The organism is Methylocaldum sp. RMAD-M (genome assembly GCF_017832375.1).
Classification (GTDB): domain Bacteria; phylum Pseudomonadota; class Gammaproteobacteria; order Methylococcales; family Methylococcaceae; genus Methylocaldum.
Map to the genome: position 1 here is coordinate 2,501 of NZ_JAFIBZ010000057.1, position 2,959 is coordinate 5,459.

Annotated in this window: 2 rRNA genes (1 of these 2 only partly in view); both read left to right on the plus strand. The window is 54.3% G+C overall.

What is annotated here, in order from left to right:
• Positions 1–2,707 (plus strand): 23S ribosomal RNA (locus tag JOD69_RS24260) (it extends 184 nt beyond the left edge of the window).
• Positions 2,708–2,802: 95 nt separating this feature from the next.
• Positions 2,803–2,915, plus strand: a 5S ribosomal RNA gene (gene rrf, locus JOD69_RS24265).
• The last annotated feature ends 44 nt before the right edge of the window (positions 2,916–2,959 follow it).

The window sequence follows — 2,959 nt, forward strand, 5'->3', positions numbered from 1 at the left end:
GGGAACTGAAACATCTCAGTACCCGGAGGAAAAGAAATCAACCGAGATTCCCTTAGTAGTGGCGAGCGAACGGGGAGCAGCCCTTAAGCGGTTAAAACTCTAGTAGAACGGTCTGGAAAGTCCGGCCATAGACGGTGATAGCCCGGTACACGAAAGAGTTTTAATCGTGAAATCGAGTAAGGCGGGGCACGTGAAACCCTGTCTGAACATGGGGGGACCATCCTCCAAGGCTAAATACTACTCACCGACCGATAGTGAACCAGTACCGTGAGGGAAAGGCGAAAAGAACCGAGGTGATCGGAGTGAAATAGAACCTGAAACCGTATGCGTACAAGCAGTGGGAGCACCCTTCGGGGTGTGACTGCGTACCTTTTGTATAATGGGTCAGCGAGTTACTTTCAGTGGCGAGCTTAACCGACTAGGGGAGGCGTAGCGAAAGCGAGTCTGAATAGGGCGTTAAGTCGCTGGGAGTAGACCCGAAACCGAGCGAGCTAGCCATGGCCAGGCTGAAGGTGCGGTAACACGCGCTGGAGGGCCGAACCGGGATCTGTTGAAAAAGATTCGGATGAGCTGTGGCTAGGAGTGAAAGGCTAAACAAGCTCGGAGATAGCTGGTTCTCCTCGAAAGCTATTTAGGTAGCGCCTCGTGTATCACTTCCGGGGGTAGAGCACTGTTTCGGCTAGGGGGTCGTCTAGATCTACCAAACCGATGCAAACTCCGAATACCGGAAAGTGCAGCACGGGAGACAGACGGCGGGTGATAACGTTCGTCGTCAAAAGGGAAACAACCCAGACCGCCAGCTAAGGTCCCCAAATCATGGCTCAGTGGAAAACGATGTGGGAAGGCCCAGACAGCCAGGAGGTTGGCTTAGAAGCAGCCATCCTTTAAAGAAAGCGTAATAGCTCACTGGTCGAGTCGGCCTGCGCGGAAGATTCAACGGGGCTAAGCCATGTACCGAAGCTGCGGATTCAGCGAAAGCTGAGTGGTAGAGGAGCGTTCCGTAGGCCTGTGAAGGTCAATCGTAAGGTTGGCTGGAGGTATCGGAAGTGCGAATGCTGACATGAGTAACGATAATGCGGGTGAAAAACCCGCACGCCGAAAGCCCAAGGTTTCCTGCGCAACGTTAATCGGCGCAGGGTTAGTCGGCACCTAAGGCGAGGCCGAAAGGCGTAGTCGATGGAAAACCGGTTAATATTCCGGTACCGGGTGTAACTGCGATGGGGTGACGGAGAAGGCTAGGTCAGCCGGGTGTTGGACGTCCCGGTTTAAGCGAGTAGGCAGATCCTTTAGGCAAATCCGGAGGGTCAATGTCGAGACGTGATGACGGTGTCTTGGTTCGCCAAGACCGAAGTGATTGATGCCACGCTTCCAAGAAAAACCTCTAAGCTTCAGGTTACATCTGGCCGTACCAAAACCGACACAGGTGGGCAGGATGAAAATTCTAAGGCGCTTGAGAGAACTCGGGTGAAGGAACTAGGCAAAATGGTACCGTAACTTCGGGAGAAGGTACGCCCCTGGTACGTGAAGTGACTTGCTCATGGAGCGGAAGGGGGTTGCAGTGAAACGGTGGCTGCGACTGTTTAATAAAAACACAGCACTCTGCAAACTCGAAAGAGGACGTATAGGGTGTGACGCCTGCCCGGTGCCGGAAGGTTAATTGATGGGGTCAGCGCAAGCGAAGCTCTTGATCGAAGCCCCGGTAAACGGCGGCCGTAACTATAACGGTCCTAAGGTAGCGAAATTCCTTGTCGGGTAAGTTCCGACCTGCACGAATGGCGTAACGATGGCCACACTGTCTCCACCCGAGACTCAGTGAAATTGAACTTGCTGTGAAGATGCAGTGTACCCGCGGCTAGACGGAAAGACCCCGTGAACCTTTACTACAGCTTTACACTGGACTTTGAATTCGCTTGTGTAGGATAGGTGGGAGGCTATGAAGCCGGGACGCCAGTTCCGGTGGAGCCAACCTTGAAATACCACCCTGGTGAATTTGGAGTTCTAACCTAGGTCCGTGATCCGGATCGGGGACCGTGTATGGTGGGTAGTTTGACTGGGGCGGTCTCCTCCCAAAGCGTAACGGAGGAGCACGAAGGTGCGCTCAGCACGGTCGGAAATCGTGCACAGAGTGTAAGGGCAAAAGCGCGCTTGACTGCGAGACAAACACGTCGAGCAGGTACGAAAGTAGGTCCTAGTGATCCGGTGGTTCTGTATGGAAGGGCCATCGCTCAACGGATAAAAGGTACTCCGGGGATAACAGGCTGATACCGCCCAAGAGTTCATATCGACGGCGGTGTTTGGCACCTCGATGTCGGCTCATCACATCCTGGGGCTGTAGCCGGTCCCAAGGGTATGGCTGTTCGCCATTTAAAGTGGTACGCGAGCTGGGTTTAGAACGTCGTGAGACAGTTCGGTCCCTATCTGCCGTGGGCGTTGGAGATTTGAGGGAAGTTGCTCCTAGTACGAGAGGACCGGAGTGAACGAACCTCTGGTGTTCCGGTTGTCACGCCAGTGGCACAGCCGGGTAGCTATGTTCGGACAGGATAACCGCTGAAAGCATCTAAGCGGGAAGCCCCTCCCAAGATGAGATCTCCCTGGGACTGCGAGTCCCCTGAAGGGCCCTGGAAGACCACCAGGTTGATAGGTGGGGTGTGGACGGTCAGTAATGGCTGAAGCTAACCCATACTAATGGCCCGTGAGGCTTGACCATATAACACCCAAACCGTTTGGGTGATGACACAAACGCCGTGTACGTTGTCCGAGTGAAGAGCTAAAAAATAAAAGCTCGACTCAAAACCAGTTTTGCCTGGTGGCCAGAGCGAGCGGGAACCACCCGACCCCATCCCGACCTCGGAAGTGAAACCGCTCAGCGCCGATGATAGTGCAGATCCCTGTGCGAAAGTAGGTCACCGCCAGGCACCTCTTACCCAAAGCCCCGTCGCCTAAATGGCAACGGGGCTTT